Origin of the sequence: Hahella sp. HN01 (assembly GCF_018986435.1) — a bacterium.
Classification (GTDB): Bacteria; Pseudomonadota; Gammaproteobacteria; order Pseudomonadales; family Oleiphilaceae; genus Hahella.
This window is the reverse complement of the sequence record NZ_JAHMIN010000032.1, coordinates 1-23920: the sequence shown is the minus strand read 5'-3', so window position 1 is coordinate 23920 and position 23920 is coordinate 1. Positions and strand designations below refer to the sequence as shown.

16 protein-coding genes are annotated in these 23920 nt (G+C 60.0%); 12 read left to right on the top strand and 4 right to left on the bottom strand.

The genetic code is table 11. From position 1 onward, the window contains the following. Nucleotides 1–76: 76 nt before the first annotated feature. Nucleotides 77–2584 carry an ExeM/NucH family extracellular endonuclease gene (locus KP814_RS24795; RefSeq protein ID WP_216739299.1) on the bottom strand — a complete coding sequence of 836 codons (2508 nt, stop codon included), beginning with the start codon at nucleotides 2582–2584 and terminating at the stop codon, nucleotides 77–79. Nucleotides 2585–2960: 376 nt separating this feature from the next. Further along, nucleotides 2961–3881, bottom strand: a complete 921-nt coding sequence (locus KP814_RS24790) for a histone deacetylase (protein WP_216739298.1) — start codon at nucleotides 3879–3881, stop codon at nucleotides 2961–2963. 108 nt (nucleotides 3882–3989) lie between these two features. On the opposite strand from KP814_RS24790, the gene trxC reads away from it, so the two are divergent. From trxC to KP814_RS24775, 3 genes are all read left to right on the top strand, one after another. Next, nucleotides 3990–4424 carry a thioredoxin TrxC gene (gene trxC / locus KP814_RS24785; RefSeq protein ID WP_216739297.1) on the top strand — a complete coding sequence of 145 codons (435 nt, stop codon included), beginning with the start codon at nucleotides 3990–3992 and terminating at the stop codon, nucleotides 4422–4424. Nucleotides 4425–4807: 383 nt separating this feature from the next. Beyond that, nucleotides 4808–5221, top strand: coding sequence for a carboxypeptidase-like regulatory domain-containing protein (locus tag KP814_RS24780; protein WP_216739296.1), 414 nt, complete (start codon nucleotides 4808–4810; stop codon nucleotides 5219–5221). Between the two features lie 44 nt (nucleotides 5222–5265). Continuing rightward, complete coding sequence (locus tag KP814_RS24775; RefSeq protein WP_216739295.1) at nucleotides 5266–6423, top strand: lipase family protein; 1158 nt, start codon at nucleotides 5266–5268, stop codon at nucleotides 6421–6423. Here the strand turns inward: KP814_RS24775 and KP814_RS24770 are convergent. After that, on the bottom strand, nucleotides 6420–6773 hold the full coding sequence (locus KP814_RS24770; protein ID WP_216739294.1) for a hypothetical protein: 354 nt from the start codon (nucleotides 6771–6773) through the stop codon (nucleotides 6420–6422). The two genes, KP814_RS24775 and KP814_RS24770, sit on opposite strands and share 4 nt — an antisense overlap. A 217-nt stretch (nucleotides 6774–6990) precedes the next feature. On the opposite strand from KP814_RS24770, the gene KP814_RS24765 reads away from it, so the two are divergent. Beyond that, nucleotides 6991–7890, top strand: coding sequence for a carbohydrate kinase family protein (locus tag KP814_RS24765; RefSeq protein ID WP_216739293.1), 900 nt, complete (start codon nucleotides 6991–6993; stop codon nucleotides 7888–7890). On the opposite strand, the gene KP814_RS24760 is transcribed toward KP814_RS24765, so the two are convergent. After that, nucleotides 7881–9908: a TonB-dependent receptor domain-containing protein gene (locus KP814_RS24760; protein ID WP_216739292.1), complete on the bottom strand. Its 2028-nt coding sequence runs from the start codon at nucleotides 9906–9908 to the stop codon at nucleotides 7881–7883. The two genes, KP814_RS24765 and KP814_RS24760, sit on opposite strands and share 10 nt — an antisense overlap. A 289-nt stretch (nucleotides 9909–10197) precedes the next feature. Here KP814_RS24760 and KP814_RS24755 point away from each other — a divergent pair, with 289 nt between their 5' ends. The 8 genes from KP814_RS24755 (at nucleotide 10198) to KP814_RS24720 (ending at nucleotide 23772) form a co-directional block, all read left to right on the top strand. Next, nucleotides 10198–11148 (top strand): hypothetical protein, encoded by a 951-nt coding sequence (locus KP814_RS24755; protein WP_216739291.1) that lies wholly within the window; start codon nucleotides 10198–10200, stop codon nucleotides 11146–11148. Between the two features lie 348 nt (nucleotides 11149–11496). Further along, nucleotides 11497–12711 carry an isochorismate synthase DhbC gene (dhbC, locus tag KP814_RS24750; protein ID WP_216739290.1) on the top strand — a complete coding sequence of 405 codons (1215 nt, stop codon included), beginning with the start codon at nucleotides 11497–11499 and terminating at the stop codon, nucleotides 12709–12711. Continuing rightward, nucleotides 12711–14381 carry a (2,3-dihydroxybenzoyl)adenylate synthase gene (locus KP814_RS24745; RefSeq protein WP_216739289.1) on the top strand — a complete coding sequence of 557 codons (1671 nt, stop codon included), beginning with the start codon at nucleotides 12711–12713 and terminating at the stop codon, nucleotides 14379–14381. Before dhbC ends, KP814_RS24745 begins: the two co-directional genes overlap by 1 nt. 33 nt (nucleotides 14382–14414) lie before the next feature. Continuing rightward, on the top strand, nucleotides 14415–15320 hold the full coding sequence (locus tag KP814_RS24740) for an isochorismatase (protein ID WP_216739288.1): 906 nt from the start codon (nucleotides 14415–14417) through the stop codon (nucleotides 15318–15320). 5 nt (nucleotides 15321–15325) lie between these two features. Then, on the top strand, nucleotides 15326–19648 hold the full coding sequence (locus KP814_RS24735; RefSeq protein ID WP_216739287.1) for a non-ribosomal peptide synthetase: 4323 nt from the start codon (nucleotides 15326–15328) through the stop codon (nucleotides 19646–19648). A gap of 23 nt (nucleotides 19649–19671) precedes the next feature. After that, nucleotides 19672–20955 carry an aminotransferase class III-fold pyridoxal phosphate-dependent enzyme gene (locus KP814_RS24730; RefSeq protein WP_216739286.1) on the top strand — a complete coding sequence of 428 codons (1284 nt, stop codon included), beginning with the start codon at nucleotides 19672–19674 and terminating at the stop codon, nucleotides 20953–20955. Nucleotides 20956–20963: 8 nt separating this feature from the next. Beyond that, entirely contained in the window at nucleotides 20964–22526 is a 1563-nt protein-coding gene (locus KP814_RS24725; protein ID WP_253938621.1) for an amidohydrolase family protein, read from the top strand. Nucleotides 22527–22566: 40 nt separating this feature from the next. Beyond that, on the top strand, nucleotides 22567–23772 hold the full coding sequence (locus KP814_RS24720) for an MFS transporter (protein ID WP_216739284.1): 1206 nt from the start codon (nucleotides 22567–22569) through the stop codon (nucleotides 23770–23772). The last annotated feature ends 148 nt before the right edge of the window (nucleotides 23773–23920 follow it).

Sequence of the window (23920 nt, the reverse complement as noted above, 5' to 3'; positions counted from 1 at the left end):
GCAGAAGACGAGGAGGAGGAAAGCTGTTTCAGCGCATCGCGCCGACGCTTAGCCTAACAATCCAGGCGCATGCCGACTACAGCAAGCGCAGGAAGGCGAACACGTCCAGGAAGCTGATGCGGCCGTCTTCGTTCAGGTCGTACTGACGGTTGTCGTCATTGACCGGACGGAACAGTTGCTTCAGCAGCATCAACAGGTCGCGGCCGTCTACGTCGCCATCGCCGTCGAAGTCGCCTTTCACTTCCTCTTTGACGCCATCGAGACTGATTTCCACGATGACCGGGTCATGGTCGGAAGAGCGATACGCATCCGGGCTGTACAGGTTCAGCACCTGAGCGTCGGTTTTGAACTCTACGTTGTAGTCCAGCACCTTCGGCTCATCGCCGTTGATGTGCCACTCGGAAACGCCAACCACTTGCGGAGCGAGCGATGCGCTGGCCAAAGCGTGATCCAGATAGCCGGTTTCACCGGAGAAAACGTAGGAATAGGCTTCGTCACCGATCAGTTCCGCAGGCATGTTGTGATAGCCCTGCGCCTGCAGCGCCGTGATGGGGTCTTCCTTGGCGTAGGCGTTAAGGTCGCCGATGATCAGCACGTCCGCGTCTTCGGCGCCGGTAGGATCGCTCGCCAGCCAGTCCGCCAGCGCCACCGCGGCTTCGCTACGCTTGGCGTTGTAACAGCCCTGGCCGTCGCCTTGATCCTGGTTGTCGCCTTCCGCGTTGGTGCAGCCTTTGGATTTGAAGTGGTTGACCACCACCGTGATCTTGCCGTCGTTGTCGTTCAGGCTGAACGTCTGCGCCAGAGGCTGACGGTTGAAGTCATCGAACGGATAGCTGCTCAAGGTCTTGGCGGCGCCGGCAGGCGTCACTTTGTCGGCCCTGTAGATCATGCCCACTGCGATTGCGTCGCCGCCCAGGGACGACAGCCCCGGATTGACGATGGCGTAATTGCCGCCCGCCGCATTCAGACGGTTGACCAGATCCTGAATTGCGGAGTCTGCGCCATAGCCGTCGTTTTCAATCTCCATCAGACCCACAACATCCGCGTCCATGGCCATTAAGGCCGCTACGGTTTTCGCCGCCTGACGCTCCAGCTCTTCCGCTGTGGAAGCGCCGCGAGCCGTCGGGAAGCCGCCGCCCTGGCCATCGCCATTGAAGAAGTTGAGCACGTTGAAACTGGCCACTTTCAGGTTGCCAGCGCCCGTGGTCGCAGGCGCCTCAGTGCGGGGATTTTCCGCCACAAACGCTGGCGTAACGGTGGGATACATGCGGTATACGGAGAAGCTGTAACTGATGACGCCGGTGATTTCGTTCACCTTGTCGCCCACACGCAGGGTGTTCAGCGCGCTCAGTTCCGGCGCGGGGAATGGAATCACCGCCGGATTCTGTTTGGTGCTGCCGTCGTCCAACACCAACTGGTTCAGGGCGTTGGCCGCCGCCACCGCCGCCGCAGCTTCTCCCGGAGTCGCTAAATGCGTAGGGATATAACGACGGCCATTACCCAGCAAGACCTCGCCGTAGCGGCCCAGGTTGTAGACTTCGTTGACAGTCCAGGGCTGCGCGGAAGTCACCAGCATTCCTTCCACTTTCTCCAGCGCGTCGGCGCTGTCCAAAGGCAGGGACACCTGCGCCGGAGTCACCCGGTTGTCGCCGCCACACACTTTGATCGCCTGCACCGCGTTGACTTCCGTCAGGTCATGGTATTCGGTCACCGTGCCCAGCACCCGCACCTTCTGGCCCACGCTCACGTCCAGCACAGAAGCGTCCGCGTACACTAATACGCCTTCAGAGGTCTTGTCGTTGCCGTCCTGATCCGCGTCTTCTTCCTGTACGAAGAAGCCCTTCTGTTCATCCGCGCCTTGCAGGTCCGCGGTCACGACCGCTTCCAGCACTACCTGCTGGCCGTTCAATGGCGAACTGGCGCCGTCGCCCTGAATCGCGCTGATCAAAGTGGCGGGATCGCCGCACTCGCCGATTTCACCTGGCTCGCCGCCCGGATCGGTGGGACCATCGCCATATGCGCCCAGGCCGTCAAAGGTGTCGTTGGGATAACCGTCCCATTGCAGGGTGGGATCGTAGGCGTCGTAGGGATCGCTGTCCCCAGCTTCCACGTCGGATTTGCGACGCATCGTGTTGTTAGCGGTGCTGACGTCGCCAGCGCCCCACTCACTGCCGGGGTCCACGCCGATCTGGCCGATGGAGTCCACCGCCGCGCCGCCTTTCAGCAACAGGATGGCGTCATCGCCGTTGAAAAAGCCGCCGCCGCTGGTTAGATCCGCCTGCGCCAGAATCGCCGGATCGGCGCTGCTGTGGGCGATGACGTAGACGTCTCCCGCCGCCAGGGTTCCACTGAGATTCAACGTCACGCCTGCACTGGAGGAGCCGTTAAAATACATCTGCACTTCATAGGCGCTCAGGTCAACGTCGGCGCTGGTTCCGTTATAGATTTCCAATGCTTTGTTGTTGCTGGAGCCTTCCACATACTCAGAGAAAAAGAGGTCCGCCGCTGCGTGGGCCGCGCCGGTATGGAGCATCGCCATACCCAATAACAACGCGGATACCTTGAACCTTGGCTTGGTAGTCATGTTTGTTCCCTTTTTACTTTATTTTTTATCGAGTTATCCCCACCCGTTTTCTCTAACGGGCAGGCTTAGTCTAGCTTATCGGCGGACGGTGATTATGCGATCTGATCCGGATTCCGGATATTTACCTTGAGACGCGGACGCAGATAGTTGCGACCGCCAGGCGCTCCAGCCTGGAAATCATCGAACCGTCGGGGAGGAAGTCGTTTCCGGGAAAACCTGTCTAATGAAACAGGAAACCGGTGACAGGTTTACGCGAAACAGATGACAAAAATGTGACGAACTATCTGCAAAATCAGAGGATTAAGAGAGGTGGGATTAGAGCGGCGGCTGGAAGAAGATAGCGGACGAATAAAACAAAGGACGGCCTGGCCGTCCCCTATAACGCATATTCCTGATAAAGACGGTCCGCCACGCCATGCATGATGCCATGACGGGCGGCCAGACGTTTGCGGTCCTTGTCATAGCCGCCGCCGATCACGCAGGCCACCGGCACATCACGCTCCAGACACTGGCGGATAACATACTCATCCCGCTCCGCGATATCCGCGTCTTTGAGATGCAAATGTCCCAGCACATCGTCGTCGTGCACGTCAACGCCAGCGTCGTACAGCACAAAGTCCGGCTGGGTCAGGTCGAAGATATAAGGCAGCCAATGCTCCATGGTCTGCATGTAGGCGCGGCCGTCGGAGCCGCGATCCAGCTCGATATCGAAGTCGCTGTGGGCCTTGCGATAGGGGAAGTTCTGGCGGCAGTGGAACGAACAGGTGAAGATATCGGCGTCATCCGTCAGAATGCGCGCCGTGCCGTCGCCCTGATGCACGTCGCAGTCGATGATCAGCACCCGCGAAGCTTCGCCCCCGCGCACCAAAACCCGCGCCGCCACCGCCAGATCGTTGAACACGCAAAAGCCGCTGCCGTGATCGTAATGCGCATGATGGGTGCCGCCCGCCAAGTGCGCCACCAACCCGTATTTCAGCGCCAGTCGCGCAGTCAGCAAAGTGCCGCCCACCGCCCGGAAAGTTCGCGTGCAGACGCCTTCCGACCAGGGCAAGCCAATCTGGCGCATGTGCTTTGGGGACAATTCTCCGTAACGAAAATCGCGCACGTAATCCGCGCAGTGCGCCAGGGCGATGTCTTCCTGAGTCGCCGCTTCCGGCGCAAACAGATTGGCGTCCGTCAGCACGCCCTCAGCGCGCAGAAACTCCGCCAACAAGCGAAACTTCTCCATGGGAAAACGATGACCGGCGGGAATTTCAGGACTGTATTCGGGGTGATAAACCAGCGGAACCTTTGCCATACAACCAATATCATCTCTTGCGGGCGGCGCATGCGCCCAAATCAACTTGAAACACCCTCGTCCTTCCCCCATCTAGCATAGAGTTCAAACATTCAGGGCGATAAAGAAATGAGCGATACATTACAGGTTGTCTGTCCCCATTGCGACACCACCAATCGGGTTCCCGCAGCCAAACTCACCGCCGGCGGCAAATGCGGCCGTTGCAAGCAACCGCTGTTCGCTGGACATCCCGTCGCCCTCGGACAGAATAATTTCGGCAAGCACCTGCAGACAAGCGACCTGCCTCTGCTGGTGGACTTCTGGGCGCCCTGGTGCGGCCCCTGCAAAATGTTCGCGCCGATTTTCGAGCAGGCCGCCGCGCAATTAGAGCCTGCAGTGCGTTGCGTGAAAGTGGATACGGAGAGCAACCCGCAACTGGCTCAACAATTCCAGATCCGCAGCATCCCCACCCTGGCGATCTTCAAAAAAGGCGTGGAAGTCGCCCGCATTTCCGGCGCACTACAGGGTCCGCAACTGGTTCAGTGGGTGCGGGAGAATTTGTAAGCCACTCCCTCGCAATTTCACACTTCCCCTTCGCTCCTGTTTTTTGACGGGAGCCTTGTCTCCCCTTTCCAAGCTTAAAAAACCGCCTGTCTAACTATTGATCTAACTGGTCAAAAAATATTTCTTTTTTCATATTTCTGAAAAATCAATCAGTTATATTTTCTCGTAAAAAAATACGGAATATTTTGACGCATTTCATAAAAAGTCAGCGCTTACTATTGCATTGTCCCGCGGGAACGCATATCCAATGTCTGCAGGCTGTTTTATCGCCAGCGCACATTGAGAAACTAAACTAATAAGAAGAACTCAGAGTCGTGACTACCAAAAATATTATCTGGATGGTTGCCGTTCTATCGATATGTCTGTCTAGCAAAGGATGGTCTATGTCTATTTTCGATATCGGAAAGGTCTGTCTCGCTTCGCAAATGTCGGCTGTCGTCACCCTCAACGGCGAACCCATCGCCGGCGCCCAGGTGCAACGTACGCTGACCTGGGGCAATGACGAAAACGCCGTCGAAGAAACTTCCACCGACGCCCAGGGCCGCTTCCAATTTCCCGCATATTATTCCCGCACTGTATCCAAATACTTACCAGGCCAGCCCGTCATTCATCAGAAAATGATCATTCGCCATGACGGTCAGGAATACCTCGCCTGGACGACCAGCAAACTGAATTTCGATGAAGATTCCGAACTCGGCAAGGACGTCAAGATTCGTCTTAAATGCGACCTCGCCGACGAGGAGTCAGTCAAGGAAGGTCGCTCCTATGTAGTCAAGGGCATATGCCAATTGGAATGACCGCATAACCAAAACAAAAGTAGTCATTACAGGGGAAATCAGTCGTGGCAGTTCTAACTCCATCTGAAGCGGCGTACGCTGCAGAGCGTTCGTACCGCATCATTCATGAACGAGACGTCAGTCTTTTCGGTAATAAGCTGACGGGAAAATTCGCCCTCAACAATGAGTCGCGCTTCGAAGGCGTCGCCGGCGCGTCCATTTTCAAATATCGGTCCGGTTTCGGCCTCGCCGCCCGGGGCGTGAGCGATACCTGTAACGAGTTCCGCGACGACGCATTTATCGTCACCCGCGGCACCGACGCCACCAACTTCCGGGACATACTGACGGACGCGCACACCTCCGTGCAGCGCTCCAGCAGCGGCAACTTCGTGCATACCGGATTCAACACCACCTACAAGTCTTTCGAACAGGACATCCGCAAGTTCTTTCAAGGCTACAATCCGCGGCGGGTGCATTGCGTCGGGCACAGCCTGGGCGGCGCATTGGCGTCATTGATTGCGGAGTGGCTGGTGGAAAACAACGTGGCGGAGCCGGTGCTGTACACCTTCGGCAGCCCAAGGGTGGGCTCATCCGGCTTCGCCTCCAACCTGACCCGCCAGGTGAACGCCGCGAATATCTATCGCGTCGCCCACAGCACCGACCCGGTGCCCTGGGTGCCGACCTGGCCGTTCTATCACGTGCCTAACCCGGGAACGGAATGCTTCATCGATTGCGGGATGAACTTCGCCTCCAAGAACCACCTGATGGACCACTATATCGATTCCGTGGAAGGTAAAACCTGGGAGTCCCTGAAAATCAGACAACCCAGCGCCAGCCTGACGGACGACGTCGAGAAGTGGCTGAAGTCAGACGGCCCCATCTCCTTTACCGTGAACTCCTTCAATATGATCAACAAAGCGTTGATCTGGGTATTGAAGAAAGTGCTGCACGGCGTGGGCATTGGCCTCAACGTCGCCCTGGCGGCGGGTCTGACCGTCATGGACCAGTTAGCGATGCTGCTGGATCAGGCGGTGCGCATGGGCAAAGAGATGGCGGGACTAGTGGAGCGTCTGATTCTGAAGATGCTCAATGCGGTGGGTTACGCGATTTCCAAAGTGGAAAGCATCACCGTGAATTTCCTGCGCTGGACCCTGAAGGTATTCACCTCCTTCATGTACAACCTGGCCCGCAGAGCGGCGGACGCCGTACGCCTGAGACTCTAGTCCGCCCGCGTCACCGATGCGTCCGTCCCTGTGGACGGGCGCGTTAACGCATACAGGCTGGCGTCTACTTTGCCGGCGTTGGCGTAGATGCGCAGGTTACCGCCCATGGCGTTCACTTCCGTATTGGTGGGATTCTGGTACAACGCCGCACGGAACTGCGGGTATTGAATATCCGGGTCGCGCAAGAGCCCGTGACGAAGACAGAATTCGAATAATCCAGGAAGAGAAAACACCAGCTCATCCCCCTCCTCCCGCAGCGCGCCGTCAAACGCCACAATCCAGCCGGACAGGATGGCGTCTCCATGCAGATATCGGCGAAATACCGCCAAAATGTCAGAAAATAAAGCCATTTTCTCCCCTTTTCTCTCTCATCCTCTCGATGTCCGCTAATGACGCTCAGTTCCTCCCCCGCACTCCTCCGGCGAATCCCTGGCGACGAGGGAGCAGACCTGTCGTTTTTGCGGTTATTCTGCCCAAAACACGGCGGCTATTTTGCCCAAAAGGCGAAGCCTTGTCCGCCAACGAATAATAACTCCATATTCCCTTTTACCTTCAGGCGGTAACCCTATGTCCAAGTCCGTATTGGTCGTCGGCGGCGCATCTTTCAACACTCTGATTCATTTGGATAACTTCCCGCAACCCCAGCCTCAGACCCTGCTCGCCAAAGGCAGCTATCAGGCGGTCGGCGGCACTGGCGCCGGCAAAGCGTTCAACCTTAAACAGTTGGGCATGGATGTGCGTCTGCACATGATTCTCGGCAAAGACGAAGCCGGCCACGCCATTCTGCGGGAATGTCGCCGCCGCGATCTGCCCTGCATCGTTGAACTGATCGATCAACCCACGGAACAGCACACCAACCTGATGGCTGCGGACGGCGGGCGCATTTCCATCTTCACGCATCCTTCCGCGGACGAGGCGCCGCTGCATTGGAGCGATCTGGACCCGGCGCTGAAGCAATGCGATATCGCCGCCGTCAGCATTCTCAACTACACCCGGCCTGTGTTGGCGCGAGCGAGGGAGCTGGGCAAACCGCTGTGGATCGATCTGCATGATTACGACGGCGTTAATCCCTATCACGATGAGTTTATTAAAGCGGCGGACGCGCTGTTTCTGTCCAGCGATAATTTTCCAGACTACCGCGTGTTCATGGCGCAACAAGTGGCCGACGGCAAGGACTTTGTCGTCTGCACCCATGGCGCGCGCGGCAGCACGGCGTTGGACGCTGAGGGGAACTGGTATGAGCAGGATATTGCGGAAGGGTTTGAGCTGGTGGACAGCAACGGCGCCGGCGACGCCTTCTTCAGCGGATTTCTTTATGGCTATTGTCAGGACTGGGACATGCGCCGCCGTTTACGGGCGGGAACCCTGGCGGCGGCGTTCTGCATTACGTCCACGCAGCTGGCGTCGGACCTGCTCTCAGCGGCGGCGCTGGAGCAGGACCATCTGTCCGCGCAGGATCAGAACTGAGCTTTCAATGACAGGTAATAACGGCGACCGTCTTCATTGATCTCATAGCTCTGCTCGCGATCCACCTGTTTGTCCGCCAGGTTCAGCACGCCGGCGCCGACGGAGAAATAGTCGTTGATCGCGTACAGGGATTGCAGATCGAAGGTGACGTATTCCTGCAGTTTGATCATCTCGGAGCCATCCCGGGAAATATAAGCGTACTGCTCGCCCACATAATTGCCGGTCAGCCCCAGATCCCACTGTTCATTGACGGACCAACCCAGTTTCACCGTGCCGGAGTGGCGCGGACGATATAGCAGAGGCTTGGCGTCCTGACCGTCGCTGACATCCTTGGCGTCCAGGTAGGTGTAGCTGGCGCGCACATCCAGATCCGTCGTCAGGTTATAGCGGAATGACGCCTCGACGCCTTCCGTCTTCACTTTGCTGACGTTCTGGTAAGCGAATATCGGCCGCCCGTCAGGCAGGAAGCCGACAAAGTTGTCGAAGGTCGGGGCGAGATCCGGGTCACGGGTGCGGCTGGAGATGTCGATCATGTCTTCGATGTCGTTGCGGAAGACAGTAAGCCCGCCGCCCCATTCGGAATAGTCGAAGCGCACGCCGATTTCCTTGCTTTCGCTGGTTTCCGGCTTCAGTTCGTCGGAACCGACGATATAGCATCCCGCCGTGGCGCTGCCACAGGAAGCGGAGCCCCAGTTAGGGCTGTTCTGCAATAGCGTCGGCGCGCGGAACGCCTTGCCCCAGCCGCCTTTCACGCTGATTTCATCGCTCAGCAGATACACCAGATACGCCCGTGGGCTGTTGTGGTTGCCGAAGTTTTCATGATGATCCAGACGGTTGCCTAAAGTCAGCAACAGGTCGTCCCGCAACATAAACTCGTCTTCAATGAACAGCGCCTGTTGTCTGACATCAGTGGAATCGGATTCGCCGAAGGAATCCGTCCCCGGTCTGCCCGTCAGCGTGGAGGGATCTTTCAGTTTTTGATAGCGCGCTTCCGCCCCCAGGGTCAGGGTTTGCGCCCAAGCGTCGATAGGCAATGTCACCCGGCCGTCGATGCTGGCGTTGTGCGCCTTGTTGGGGTTGCTCTGGCCGCTGATGTTGCCGGTGTTGTTCTCGATGCGATCGCCATACAGCTTGATTTCAGTATCGCCGAAGCTCCATTTGCCTTTGTGGGTCAGCGCCACGCCGAGGCGGTCGAGATCCTGTTCATCGTGCTCCCGGGAGGAGCTTTCCAGCGCCAGGCTGACATTCTGCGTATCGCTGGCGGCCCATGTCAGTTCGCCGTTCAGCGCGTGGTTGTCGTTCCTAGCGAAACCATCCAGCGGTTCGCCGCCGCTTTCCGGGTCTGGGTTCACTGCGCCGTCAGCTTCGCGGCGGTCCACACTGCCGTAGACCTTCACACCCAGACTTTTCTCCGCCAACGGGCCGCTGACATAAAACCCCAGCTTGCGGCTGTCGCCGGCGGCGCTGTCTTCCTGCACAACCGTATCCACCGTAACCGAGCCATGCCACTGCTCGCTCACCGGTTTGGTAATGATGTTAATCACCCCGCCGATAGCGTCTGAGCCATACAGCGAAGACATGGGACCGCGAATCACTTCGACTCTGTCGATGGCTTCAACGGGAATCCAACCGGTGTCGAAGTCATTGCCGCGAAATACCGCCGAGGTGCTGTCCACGCGACGTCCATCGATCAGCATCAACACATAGGCGCGATCCAGGCCGCGCAGTTGCAGAGTGCGGCGGTTGGCGTTGCCGCTCACAGTGACGCCCTCGATCTCCCCCAATGCATCCACCAGATCATGCACTGGTTTCGCTTGCAGTTCCTCACCGCTGATAACACTGACGCTGGCTGGCGCCGTCGCTTCATCCTGGCCTTTGCCGGAGGCGGTCACCACCACCGGCTGCAATAACTGGGCGCTCCCCTGCGATTCCGCCGCAGTGGCGGAGGCGGCGGCAAGACCGCAGGTTCCGTACAACGCCAGAGAGCGAACGAGCATACGATGCGAACTGTTTTTCATGACTGCTGTTACCGATAAAAACTGAAATGGAATATTGCGAAGCAAACCGCGCCGGGGCGCGTCTTCGGAGGCGACGTCGGAATGACAGCGGAAATCAGGTGACTCCAGAAATGGAAGTGCGTCAGAATCCGCAAGCGCTGCGGGAAGCGGAGTGACGGCGCGCTGTCCTTACGAGCGGGGCCAGACTATTGCAAATGAGAATCATTGTCAAATGACAATAAATCGTCTTACAGGTAGACTCTTTTCTCCTGTAGAACAAGCGACTAGCCCCCGAGGTATCAGACGACTCGTGACCCCTTACGCCTCCACACTTCCTGTCCACGAACCCGCAACCCCTGCGTTGGCGGCGTTGTTGAGGCGACACCAGATCGTCGGAATCGGCGACGCCCATGGCGTAGAGGCGATCCTGCAATGGCTTATCGACAGCTTGCTGTGTCCGGATATCGCAACGTGTCTGGACACCATCGTCGTCGAGTTCGCCGCCGCTCGCAGTCAGCCTCTGTTGGACGCCTATATCGCCGGCGAACCTGGACTTGATAACAAGATCGACGCAGTTTGCGGCGATACCCTGCACTTTTGCGCCTGGTTCGCAGATGTTTACCGACGCTTTTTCCACGCGGTGCGACAGATTAATCAGCGCCTGCCCACACCCCGTGTGCGCGTACTGGCGGCGGACCCGCCTATCGACTGGCGCGCCGCCGACGCTGGGCGCCAATGGCGAGAGGCCAACCAGCGACGGGAAGCCCACTATCAGGCTTTGATAGAGCGGGAGGTCATTGCGCGCAATCGACGCGCGCTGCTGGTCTTTGGGGCGTTTCATTTGCTGCGCAATTGTCCTGCCGGCAGCCAGCTGGCATTGAACGGACCGCCCCTGGCCAGTCGTCTGCGCGGCGTCGAACCTGCGCAGTGTTTCTATCTCTGGCCGCACTTTGGTCATCGGCCGGAGGTCGATGCGGTAAGGGAACGTGAAGGATGGTCTGCGCCGGCGCTGGTACGCAATGACCTCAGCGAGCTTGGCGCTTTGCCGTTTGGCGCGCTCAGCAACCGGGCTCCTTCTCTCGTCGAGCGACCTGTGCGGGAACTGTTCGACGGCTACCTGTTTCTCGGCTCGGTCCGTAAGCAGACCCACTTCCCTCGTCAGAAAGACGATCCGGGCTGGCAGGCTGAAATACGCCGCCGCGCCAACCTGCTACCAACACCAGATCGCGAGCGCTTTTTAGACGCCATCGCCGCAACCTAGGACGGTCAAAAAACGTTTTCTTACCTGACTCTGTCAAACAATCCCTGCTATCAGTGTTGGCTGATCACGACTAACGATCTATTGCAAATAATAATCAATATCAAATAATATTGATTTTCTTTCGCGAAGGCGGACGGTCTGTCCGCACCCCTTGCGAGGCGCGCCGCTCCTGTCTGGCGGTACGTAAATCAGGCCTGAACTTGTCATTTTCCATCCTATGGGACAAGAAAATTTCTCTTCAAATGAGAATTATTTTCATTTAGATTATATTTTACATTTCTTAACGCGGGGCGGCTCACCTGTTCTGAGGAGCAGCCTGTCTGATAACCAGTCACCTAAGGAGCAGGCATGAATGACTTGACGTTGCATCTGGAACCACAGGCGGATGATCAAGCGTTTCTCCAATTGCTGAAAAAACATCTGACGGAAACTCCTTTTTTCTTCTCCTCACCCCGGCAAACCCTGATGACCGCCGGCGTCTTCGCCCGTCTGGGCGCGGGAGACCTGAATGAAGCCATCCCCGCCGCCCTGCGCGAGGCCAGGGAACAGGGAATCGAAGATCCTATGGTGGTCGGCGCTGCTCCTTTCCTGCCTGGGGAAGCGCCCATGTTGACCGTGCCGACCCGGTCCTGGCGTCGTCGCGACGTGGTTTCCGGACGCACCGGCGTCATCACCGATTTCGGGACTTATGAGGCGAAAGAAGTGCCGTCCGGCGCGGGCTACAAGCAAAGCGTGAACAGCGCTTTGGAGCATATCCGCCGCGGCGACATCAGCAAAGTAGTGCTGGCGCGCTCTCTGGAGCTGCGCGCTGAGCGCCCGATCGACATCGTGCAGTTGCTTACCAATCTGCGCCGCGCCAATCCGAAAGGATATAACTTCGCCGCCAATCTGGCGGATGCGGCCCATCCCCGTCGTTTTCTGGTGGGCGCCAGCCCGGAACTGTTAGTGTCGCGCAGCGGCATGCGCGTGTTCGCCAATCCGCTGGCGGGTTCCGTCGCGCGCAGCCCGGATCGTAAGGAAGACGCCCGCCGCGCTGGAGCGCTGCTGCAATCGGAAAAAGACCTGCATGAACATGCCGTGGTAATCGACGCCGTGGCCAAAGCGCTGGCGCCGTTCTGTCGCAACCTGGATGTGCCCAGCACGCCTTCGTTGACGCAAACGCCGACCCTGTGGCACCTGTCCACGGAAATCACCGGCGAGCTGATCGATCCGGCCATTACTTCCTATGCTTTGGCGCAGGCGCTGCATCCTACGCCCGCCGTGTGCGGTTATCCCACAGAGCGCGCTCGGGAATTGATTGGTGAACTGGAGCCCTTTAATCGGGGCTTTTTCACAGGCATGGTCGGCTGGAGCGACGCCTCCGGCGACGGTGAGTGGGCCGTCACCATCCGCTGTGCGGAAGTGGAAGACCGTCTGCTACGCCTTTACGCAGGCGCAGGCGTCGTCGAAGGCTCCGACCCTCAGAAAGAGCTGGACGAAACCTCCACCAAGTTAAAAACCATGTTGAACGCCATCGGCCTCGACAGCCACGCATCCACACCTGTCCGCGTGGAGATCGCCTGATGTCCGCGAGCATGGAGCAGCCGCAAATCGAACTGACGCCCTGGCCTGCTGCAGAGGCTGAGCTGTATCGCGCCGCCGGCTACTGGACCGGCGACGACCTGGGAACCATTCTGAGCCGCGGCGCTCAGGCGTTCGGCGACCGCACCGCGGTGATCGCCGGCGAGCGTTCCTGGACTTATGGCGATCTTAACGCCAGAGCGGATCAGTTGGCATCAGGATTAAATACCCTCGGAATTACTCCGGGTTCCAAGGTCGTGGTGCAACTGCCTAACATCGGCGAATTCATTGAAGTGATTTTTGCGCTGTTTCGCCTGGGGGCGGCGCCGATCATGGCCCTGCCCACCCACCGCTACGCCGAGATCAGTTACTTTTGCGAATTCGCCGACGCTGTGGCCTACATCGCCCCGGCCAAAAGCGGCGGATTCGACTATCGCGATATCGGCGGGAAACTGAAAGACGAGCGTCTCGTGCAGCATGTCATCATCGCCGGCGATGCGGGCGACTTCGTCCCTCTCGACGGTTTATATCAAGCGCCCGGCGCGTTACCGGAGATTGATCCGTCCGCCATCGCGCTGATGCAGTTGTCCGGCGGCACCACCGGCATGTCCAAGCTGATCCCGCGCACTCACGACGACTATCTGTACAGCGTGCGCGCCAGCGCCGAGATTTGCGAGTTGTCGCCGCAGACCGTGTATCTCTCTGTGCTGCCCGCCGCGCATAACTTCCCGCTCAGTTCTCCCGGCGTCCTGGGCGTCCTGTATGCGGGAGGAACCGTGGTGCTGTCCGAGTCCGGCGCGCCGGATATCGCGTTTCCATTGATCGCCCGTCACCGGGTCACCATGACCGCCATGGTGCCGCCACTGGCTCTGGCCTGGATGACCGCCTGCGACAATCTGAAGAACGCCGGCTCGCCGCCAGATCTATCCAGCCTGCAGGTATTGCAGGTGGGCGGCGCCAAGTTTACCGAAGAAGCCGCACGCCGCGTCACACCGGTCCTCGGCTGCAAGCTGCAGCAGGTATTCGGCATGGCGGAAGGGTTGGTGAACTACACCCGCCTGGATGACGACATCGACACCGTCGTCACCACCCAAGGTCGCCCCATTTCGCCAGCGGATGAAGTGCGCATCGTGGACGAGGACGACCAGCCGGTAGCGCCCGGCGCTACCGGGCTGTTGCTGACCCGCGGCCCCTACACCATTCGCGGCTATTTCAAGGCGGCGGAGCACAACGCCAAATCTTTCACCGCCGACGGTTTCTATCGCACCGGCGATGTGGTGCGCCTGACTGACGCCGGGTATCTGGTGGTGGAAGGTCGCGCCAAAGACCAGATCAACCGTGGCGGCGAAAAAGTCGCCGCGGACGAGCTGGAGAACCATTTGCTGGCGCATCCGCTGGTGCATGACGCCGCCGTGGTGGCGATGCCGGACCCCTACCTTGGCGAGCGCACCTGCGCCTACGTCATTCCGCAGACTCATGCCGCCGCGCCGGGGCAACGCCCGCGCCCGCAGGATCTGCTCAAATTTCTGCGCGAGCGCGATCTCGCCGTGTTCAAGATCCCGGACCGCATCGAGTTCGTCGACGCCTTCCCCAAAACCCGTCTGGGCAAAGTGGACAAGAAGGCGTTGCGGCAGATGATCGCGGATAAGATCGCACCGCCCACCATGGCTTAAACCAGAACAAGATTTAGGTTGATAAGGACCCCTATGGCTATTCCAAAAATCGCTGACTATTCCCTGGCGAACGCATCCGCCCTGCCAAGCAACAAGACCGACTGGACCATTGATCCGTCGCGGGCGGTGCTGCTGGTGCACGACATGCAGCGTTATTTCGTTAACTTCTACAATCTGGACGGAGAGCCTATGGGCCCTCTGCTCGCCAATATCCAGACGCTGAAGGCGGCCTGCAAAAAAGCAGGCGTGCCCGTGGTGTACACCGCCCAGCCTGGCGACCAGACGCCGGAAGACCGCGCGCTGCTGACGGATTTCTGGGGAACTGGTCTGGCGGCCGATCCCAACCTGACCGATATCGTGGCGGAGCTGGCGCCGGAAGGCGACGACATCGAATACGTGAAATGGCGCTACAGCGCGTTCAAACGCACGCCCCTGCTGGATTACATGCGTGAAAACGGCAAAGACCAGCTGATCATCTGCGGCGTGTACGCTCACATCGGCGTGCTGGCGACCTCACTGGAAGCCTTCATGCTCGACATCAAGCCTTTCGTGGTGGCGGACGCCGTCGCCGACTTTTCCGAGCAGGAACAGAAAATGGCGCTGAACTATGTGGCGCAGCGCTGTGGCCACGTCGACGCGCTGGAAGTGGTGCTGGCGGCGCTGAACGGCGCAACCGCCAACGCCGCACCCTCGACCGCCGAGCCATTGAGCCTGGAAGTCCTGCGTCGCGACGTCGCCGCCATCTTGATGATGAGCCCGGAAGACGTGGACCCGGAAGAGAACCTGATGTACATGGGCCTGGACTCCATCCGCGTCATGTCTCTGCTGGAAAACTGGCGCGCTCGCGGCGCTGACATCACCTTCGTGGATCTGGCGGAGTCGCTGACCATCAATGAATGGTGGCGCACCATCGAGCCGCGCCTGACGACGGAGGCCTGAGATTGATGACCACTCCGGCCGAGACGTCGACCAAAGGATTGTCCGCCGCGCAGAACGGGATATGGCTGGGTCAGCAGATCAACCCCGCCAGCCCCATGTACAACGCGGCTGAATATGTGGAATTACGCGGACAGCTGCGCATCGAGCGGTTTGAGCGCGCGTTGCGCCAGGCGCTGATCGAAGCGCCCGCGCTGCACGCTACCTTCCATTCCGGCGCCAGGGAAACGGCGCAACGTCTGCACGCGCCGGAGTTCGTCCTGGTGCAGAAAGATTACAGCCATTTCGAAGCGCCGCTGGAGCAGGCGCGCCTGTGGATGCTGAGCGATCTGGCCGCCACTGTGGACCTGTCGCAAGGGCCGCTGTTCACCCAGGCTTTGATCAAACTCGGCGACGACCACTACTGCTGGCATCAACGCATCCATCACATCGCCTGTGACGGCTTCGCCTTCGCCCTGTTGTCGCAACGGGTGGCGGAAATCTACAACGCCCTGGCGGCCAACCCGGAAACAGACCCCGCCACAGTGGGACGCGCCTTTGGCGACTACGATAAAGTGCTGGAGGAAGACCTGCGCTATCGCCAATCCCCAGCGTTCGCCAAGGACCGGGATTTCTGGGCGGACTATCTGGAAGGCCAAACGCCCCCCGTCAGCCTCAGCCGCTCCAATGCGCCCATCGCCGACATGGCGACACGGATGGAGCGCAGTCTGCCGGCGGAGCTGATCAAGCGGCTGCAAACCGCGGCCAGCGCAATCGGAGCCACTTGGTCGGATGCGCTCACCGCCGCCACCGCCTATCTGATCCATCGCCGCACCGGCGCCCGCGAAGTCACGCTGGGCGCGCCGGTCATGGGACGCATGGGCTCCGCATCCCTGCGCGTGCCCGCCATGGTGATGAATATTATTCCGCTGCGTCTGCAGATCGCTGGCGTGGAGTCCTTTAAAGATCTGGTGCAACTCGCCGCGCAGCAAACCCGCATGACGCGCCTGCATCAGCGCTACCGCTATGAACAACTGCGTCGCGACCTCAATCGCGTGGGCGGCGATCAACGCCTGTTCGGCCCGGTAGTGAACATCATGCCGTTTGACCGTCATGTGGAGTTTCAGGGTTGCGTTTCCCGCACTCACAATCTTTGCGCCGGTCCGGTGGAGGACTTGTCCTTCGCTTTCATTCTGAACAAGGACGGCGGTCTGCGTTTCGATCTGGACGCCAACCCGAACCGTTACAGTCAAACTGATCTGCAGGACATTCAGCAGCAAATGCTGACATTGCTGGAGCAGGCCGCGGCCGATATGGAGCAGCCCATTCAGGTTGATCGCGCCGCCCTATCCTGGCTGCAAGGCCCCGCCACCAGCCAGGCGCCGCAGCCTGTTCTCAACGCGCTGCGTCAACGCATTCTGACGACGCCGCAAGCCATCGCCCTGCAGGCGAACGGACGCTGCCTCAGCTATGAAGAGCTGGGCCAGCGCGTCGCCGGACTCGCTGAACGCCTGCGACAATCTGGGGTGAATCCGGGAGATATCGTCGCCCTGGCGCTACCTCGCAGCGAAGGCGCTATCGTAACGGCGCTGGCGACCTGGGCCGCCGAAGCCGCATTCGTTTTTCTGGACCCGGCTGCGCCCATCGCCCGCAATCGTTTGATCATTGAAGACGCCCGCCCCGCTTTGGTGGTGACGGAGGCCTCGGACTCCGAGTTAAACGTCGACGCCAACTCGCCGGTAGTGAGCCTGGCGGCGTTATCCCAAGACGCGGTCAGCAACGCAGCGCTATGGTCTGAGTCGACAACACAAGCGGGGCCCGCTTACCTGATCTACACCTCCGGCTCCACCGGCGCGCCGAAAGGCGTGGTTATCGGACATCAGGCTCTGGCGGAGTTCGTCGCCGGCGCCATCGACGCTTACGCCGTCACCGCCTCGGATCGGGTGCTGCAGTTTGCGCCGCTGCACTTTGACGCCTGCATCGAAGAGATTTTCGTCACCTTGGCGCAGGGAGCGCGCCTTATTCTGCGCAATGACGCCATGTTGGAATCCGCTCCGCGCTTTCTGGAGCAATGCCGTCAATGGGGCGTCACCCTGTTGGATCTGCCCACCGCATACTGGCATGAGCTGGCGTTCGGCTGCGCCACCGCATCGCTGGAACTCCCATCCAGTCTGCGCGCCGTCATTATTGGCGGCGAAGCGGTATTACCGGAGCGGGTGGCGCAGTGGCGCGGCTGTTTCGGCGATCGCATCGCCCTGTACAACACTTACGGCCCCAGTGAAGCCACGGTAGTCGCCACCAGCGCGGACCTCAGCGCTGACGCCAGCGTCATCAGCATCGGCCAGCCTCTGGGCGGACGCGCTGTCGCTGTAGTCAATCCACAGATGGAGCTACTGCCGCGGGGCGAAGAAGGCGAGCTGTTGTTGCTCGGCGGCGGATTGGCCGACGGCTACCTCAACCTGCCGGAAAAAACGGCGGAATGCTTTATCCAGATGCATTTCCCCTGGGCCAAACAGCCGCAGCGCGCTTATCGCAGCGGCGATCGCGCGCGCATCAACGCACAGGGCAATGTCGAGTTTCTGGGACGTTTGGATGATCAAATCAAGATCAGCGGCCATCGCATCGACCCTTTGGAAATCGAGTCTGCGCTCAGCGCCCTGCCCGGCGTGCAGGAAGCCGCCGTCACCCTGAGTCAGCAAGGCAATGGCGTGAAGTGTCTGGTGGCGCATCTGGCGGGACAGTCCTACGCCATCGCCGAATTGCGTCAAGCGCTTAAATCCAGGCTGCCGGCGGCGATGACGCCATCCGCACTGGTCATGCATGAACGCCTGCCCAAAAACGCCGCCGGCAAGGTGGATCGCAAACAGCTCAACGCTATCGAAACAGCGTCCGCGAGCGACTCGCCTCAAACTAAAGTCAGCGCGGAACAGCAGCTCATCATTGAGGTCTGGCGCGACGTATTGGGCCAAAGCGCCATCAAGCCGGAAGACGACTTCTTTCTGCTGGGCGGTCAGTCCCTGCAGTCCATTCAGGTGGCCAACAGACTGAGCGCGCGCATTGGGCGGGAAGTACCGGTCACTTTGATTTTTCAAAGCCCGACTGTCGCCGCGCTGGCTCAGGCGTTGTTTGCAACGGATGACGAGCAACCACAATCACGGGACCTGCGGGAACAGATTCTGGCGGACTGCGACGCTTTCGCCCAATCCCTGCCGCCGGCGCCGACTGTTGCATTCGACCTGAACGCAGCGCCCAGACAGATATTGCTCACCGGGGCCACGGGATTCGTCGGCGCGCAACTGCTGCATCAACTGCTCTATCAAACTGACGCCGATATTCTGTGCGCCGTGCGCGGCGCCACCGACGCCGAAGCCTTCTATCGTCTGGAGCAGGCGATGTCGGAACAGGGCTTGCCCTGCAGCGCGTTTCGGCGGGTGCGGGTACTGCTGGCGGATATGGAAAAGCCGCGCTTGGGACTGTCCGTGGCGGACTTCGAACAGCTCGCCCAGCACATAGACGCGGTCATCCATAACGCCGCCGTCACCAGCGTCATGCGTGATTACCAATCCCTGCGCGCCGCCAATGCATTAAGCACCGGCGAGTTATTGAAGCTGGCCGCCGTGCGGGGCGTTCCCCTGCATCTGGTGTCCACCATCGCCGTGGCGCCGCCGGCGTCCGCCACCCCCAGCCTGCGCGAGGACTTCACGCCCATTCATGACGGGCTGGGCGATGGCTATCAACAGAGCAAGTGGGCCTCCGAACGCATGGCGGAAATCGCCCGCGACAAAGGCTATTCCGTCAATCTGTATCGACTCGCCCGGGTCACCGGCGCGTCCGATTTTGGCTACATCAACGCCAAAGACCTGGTGTGGAGCATCATTCAGGCGGGGATGCGCAGCGACGCATTGCCGGATCTGCCCATCAGCGAGCCCTGGACGCCAGTGGACACGGTGGCGCAATTCATCGTCGCCGACGCTATGTCCCGCCCGGGCGGCGGCGTGTACAACGTCACCCCGCCCCAGGACGTCAGTCTGACGCGCATTTTCGGCTGGCTGCGGGAATACGGTTTCGACTTCGACACCCTGCCGCTGCCCCAGTGGAGCCAGCGCGTCAAAGAAAGAGGCGCGGAAGAGGATCAGGCGATCCTGGGCTTTTTTGAACAACGCAGTCATGACGCTGGCGCGCCCAGTTTCGAGCCCGGCGGCATCGACAACGGCAAATTTCGACAACGTATGGAAGAGCTGGGCCTGACGATGCCTGTCATCGATCAGCCCCTGTTCCACCGCTATCTGCAGTACGCCATTGAATCGGGCCTGTTGCGCACCGCAAACCGGACCGCTGTGAATAAACCCTAATTGATCTCATCACGAGGATAACTATGACATTGCCGGTAACTCCCAACGGGGAAACGCTGAACCTGACCAAGTCCTTCGAACTCGCCAAAGAGAGCGAGAAGCTGGTGGCGGGATTCACCCAGTCCATGATGAAAAAGCCGGAGCAATTCGCTCCCGGTCATTTCCCGGTTTACATCGCCAGCGGCCAGGGCGCCATCGTCACTGACGTCGACGGCAATGAATACATCGATTTTATCTGCGGTCTCGCCGCCAACACGCTGGGACACAATCATCCCACTGTCGTCAGCGCCATCAGCGAAAACCTGTCCAAGGGCTTGATTCACTCCCTGCCGACCCCGGTGGAAGTCAAAGCGGCGCAAACCCTGACCGACATCATTCCCGGCGCGGAAATGGCGCGCTTCTTCAAGACCGGCGCTGACGCCAACTCCGCCGCCGTGCGTCTGGCCCGCCATATCACCGGTAAAGAAGAAATCATCACCGTCGGCTACAACGGCTGGCACGATCAGTACATGTTCGACACCCCCGGCGTGCCGGAAGTCATTCGTCAGTACACCCACCGCATGCCGCTGTTCACGCCCATGGACGAACAACCAGTGCTGGATCTGATCGCCGAGCGCGGCGACAAACTGGCGGCGGTATTGCTGTCGGTTCCTTACAACCGCGTGCTGACCGGCGAGTTCCTGCGTCAGGTGCGCAAAGCCTGTAATGACAAAGGCGTGTTGCTGGTGATGGACGAAGTGGTCACCGGTTTCCGTCTCGCTCTGGGCGGCGCGCAGGAATACTTCGACGTCTCCGCCGATCTGGTCACCCTGTCGAAAGGCATCGCCGCCGGCATGTCGTTGTCCGCGGTGGTCGGCTCCGCCAAGCACATGAAGCGCATGGAAGAGCTGCAGGTTTCCACCACCTTCGGTGGTGAAATGCTGTCCCTGGAAGTGTGCGACGCTGTGTTGAACGAGTATCGCCGTTCGGATTTCGTCGGCCGTATCGCCGCACTGGGCGTACGCCTGAAGGAAGGCGTCAATAAAGTCTCAGCTGCACTGGGAACGCCATTGCAGGTGGTGGGCTATGACCCTATCCCCATGTTCCTGTTCTCCAAAAATCCAGTGGAGCATGTGAAGCTCGCCGAGCCTTTTCTGGCGGAAATGGCGAAGCGCGGCGTCCTGCTGCGTCGTGAAGTCAACTTCATCTGCGGCGTGCATACGGAAGAGCAGATCGACTTCACCATCAACGCGGTGGAAGCCTCACTGCAAGCCATGCTGAACGCCGGCCTGTTCGCCAAAGCGAATGAAGGGGCGGCGGCTCAATGATCTGCTGCATGAAACATGCGGGGGCGGCGTCCTGGCTGCATAAGCTGATGCTGTCCCAGGCCTCCCGTCCTGCGCCGCTCGCCGCCCAAGCGGCGGGTCCGGCGCAAGGCGAAGCGTTCAACGGGCTGGCGGCGGAACCCCGCGCCCGTGACGGCGGCCCGCAATCCGGCGAGGGCGTGCGCACTCTGATCAAAGGCGGCTTTCTGTACGCCGGCGATGACGCTAATACGGTAATCGAAAACAGCTGGGTGCTGGTGGTGGGCGATCGCATCGCCGCCATCGGTTCCGCCGAGCAGCCTGCGCCGGAGTGCGATCAGGTCATCGACGCCGCCGGCAAGCTAGTGCTGCCGGGACTGATCAATCCGCACTGGCATGAAAGTTTCGTTGCGCCTAACTTCGAGCGCCCGGACGATGCCGGCCTGGAGCCGACCCCCTACTCTAATGGCGGCGATATTGAAGCCTTAGGCTCCATGTTCGCCTTCATCTCCACCGTGGGACAGAAGCTGACCCATGCGGAAGGCGTCGCCATCGCGCGCTGGAGCATGTGGACCCAGTTGCGCTCTGGAACCACGGCGCTGGGCGACGTGGGTTCCGCCAACACCGCCGACGCCATGGCGCAGGCGGCGCTCGATCTGGGCATGCGCATCCGCGTCAGTCGCTGGGGATCGGACATCATGATTCCCAACGGCGCCAAAGAGTTTCGCCGCATCGCCGACACTCAGGCGCAGGCGGACGACTGGGCGGCGTTGATGGAAACCTGGAACGACCACGCTTCAGGTCTGATCGGCGGCATGCCTTCCGTCATGGGCGCTTTCGGCAGTTCCGACGAACAATTGATCGCCCTGCGCGATATCGCCGACCGTTATCAGGCGCCCTACGCCACCCACCTGGCGCCGCTGCGTAATGAAACCGCCGCCGTGCAGGCGGTGTTCGGCCGCACGCCTGTGGGCCGCTTCGACGCTTTGGGCATGCTCACCGATCGTCTACTGGCGGTGCACACCGCCTACGCCAGTGAAGACGAATATCGTCGCCTGCTGGAAACCGGCGTCAATATCTGCCACTCCCCCGCCCATTACGGCATGTTGGGCGAAGCCACCGTCAGCGAAACCGGCCAGATTGGACGCTTCATCAGGGACGGCGGACATGTGTCCTGCAGCACGGACGGCGATATCTCCTATATCGGCGGCATGCCGGAGGCCATGCGCGCCGCGCATCTGGGCCACAACGAAGCGCAGAACTGCAATACCGCCTGCCCGCCAACCCTGGCGCTGCGCATGGCCACCCTGAACGGCGCCCGCGCTTTGGGCTGGCGCGACCGCATCGGCTCCATCGAAGTCGGCAAGCAGGCGGATCTCGTGGTCATCGATATCGACGACTGGCGCTATCGCCTCGGCAATCATCCGCTGCGCACCTTCCTGGTGGCTGGCGGCAGCCGGGACGTGGAGGCCGTCATGGTGGCCGGCCGCATTGTGGTGCGGGAAGGCCGCAGCGCCCTGTTCGACGAAGCCGAACTGCTGACGGATTACCGTCTGGCGGTGGCGTCGGCGCGTGCGCGCATACAACGCAAATAAACAGGATGTTTAACGCAACATGTCAGAGAAGGAAACCGCTATGACCACGTCCCCAACGGCAGCGCCGACAATGAACGGCCGAAGTCTTTTTCTACTCCTGGCCAGCACCATGACGGTGATGGCCGGCGCCACTCTGGCCCCGGCGCTGCCGGGTATGGAGGCCGCCTTTGCGCAAGAGGAAAGCGCGGAATTCTGGGTCAAAATGATCCTGTCCGCGCCCGGCCTGTTGATCGCCTGCTGCGCGCCTATGGTGGGCTGGCTGCTGGATCACTGGAAGAAAAAGCAGGTACTGATTCTGGCGCTCTGTCTGTATGGCGTTTCCGGCGTGTCCGGTTACTTCCTGCATGACTCGCTGATCGCCATTTTGCTGGGACGCATCGCTCTGGGCGTGGCGGTGGCGGGCGTCATGGTCGCCTGCACCACGCTGGCCGGAGACTATTTCGCCGGTCCTCATCTGGCGCGATATATGGGCGTGCAAGCGGCGTTCGGCGGTTTCGGCGGCGTACTGTTTCTGGGCATGGCCGGCCTGTTGGCGGATATCGACTGGACAGCGCCGTTCCTGATCTACCTGTTCGCATTCATCGTGCTGCCGGGCGCCATGTTGTTTCTGGACGAGCCTGAGCGCAAAGCGATTCCCGGCGGCGACCTGGGCGGCGCGGCCCCAGCGCCTCCCGGCGGCCCCCTCGCTCTAAGCTACGTCCTGGCGGCGTTTGAAGTATTAGCGCTGTATATGGCGCCGCTGCATTATCCGTTCTATGTGGCCCAGTTCGGCGTGACGGACGGCTCAGAAATCGGCTTCGCAATCGCTGGCATGTTGCTGCTCACGGCGACGGTGTCCATGTACTACCGCAAATTCGGCGGCCTGTTCCCGTTCCCGGTATTGCATGGCGCCGGCTGGCTATTGATCGCCATTGGATGGGGATTGCTGGGCTTCGCTCCCAGTTACGGCGTCGCCCTGGCGGGCATGGCGGCGGCGGGTGTCGGCTTCGGGATGATTCGTCCGAACCTGATTGTCTGGCTGTTTTCTTATACTCCACCGATGCTGCGCGGCCGCATTATCGGCGGCGTCACCACCTGTTTCTTTATTGGTCAGTTCCTGTGCCCGCTGTTAACCCAGCCGTTGATCGACCATTACGGTATTTCCGCCACTTTCGCCGTCGCCGGAGGCGTATCGCTGATTTTAGCGGCGCTGTTGCTGGCGGCGAGTCTGAAAGCTGCGCCGGCGCCGTCTGCAGCTAAACCCTGATCACTCGCGGAGAGACAGACGGTTCGCCGCACTCTCCGTTACAAGTCAACCATTTCTATTTGCTAAGAGTTCCACCAAAGCGGAGAGTCATCTCCGCTTTGGTGGAACTCTTAGCAAATAGAAATGGTTGACTTGTAACGGGTAACGG